This is a genomic window from Geminicoccus flavidas (assembly GCF_009806515.1).
Lineage (GTDB): Bacteria > Pseudomonadota > Alphaproteobacteria > Geminicoccales > Geminicoccaceae > Geminicoccus > Geminicoccus flavidus.
In genome coordinates, this window is record NZ_WUJP01000415.1 from 1 (window position 1) to 600 (window position 600).

General features: G+C 63.5%; 1 protein-coding gene. It reads right to left on the minus strand.

Annotation, left to right across the window (positions count from 1 at the left end; genetic code table 11):
• Window positions 1-147: 147 nt before the first annotated feature.
• Window positions 148-600, minus strand: a 453-nt coding sequence (locus tag EQG76_RS11750) for a carbohydrate ABC transporter permease (RefSeq protein WP_159713561.1), incomplete at its 5' end; no start/stop codon positions are given.

The following is a 600-nucleotide window of genomic DNA, read 5'->3' on the forward strand; positions in this document are numbered from 1 at the left end:
CGGTTCTCGAACGTCTCGATGCCGCGGACGTCCACCATCTCCTGCCAGTAGGGGTCAAGATAAGGTACCAGTGCCTGGATGCTCGGCACGTTCGGATGGACGTCGCAGTCGATGGCCCCGCTGGCCCGCATCGATTTCTCCATGATCTCAGCCCTTCACCGCGCCGAATGCCAAGCCGCGCACCAGATGGCGCTGCAGCGCCATCATGAACAGCACGATCGGCAGCATGATCCCGATCGCCGCCGCGGCGGACAGCGACCAGTAGTTCAAGTCCTCCGCCCCATACTCGGCGATCGCCACGGGCAGGGTCTTGGTGTTCGGCCCGGTCAGCACCAGCGCGAACAGGAACTCGTTATAGGCCAGCAGCAGGCTGAACAGGGACGTGATCCACAGGCCCGGCCGCACGACCGGCAGGGCCACCTGGTAGAAAGCCTGCCACAGGTTGCATCCGTCGATCCTGGCCGCCTCGTCCAGCTCCAGCGGCACGTCCATGAAGAAGCTGCGCATCATCCAGATCGTAAAGGGCTGGTTGATCGCGACCAGCGCCATGATCATGGCCGGATAGGTGTCGATCAGGCTGAGCGACTGGGCCAGCACGAA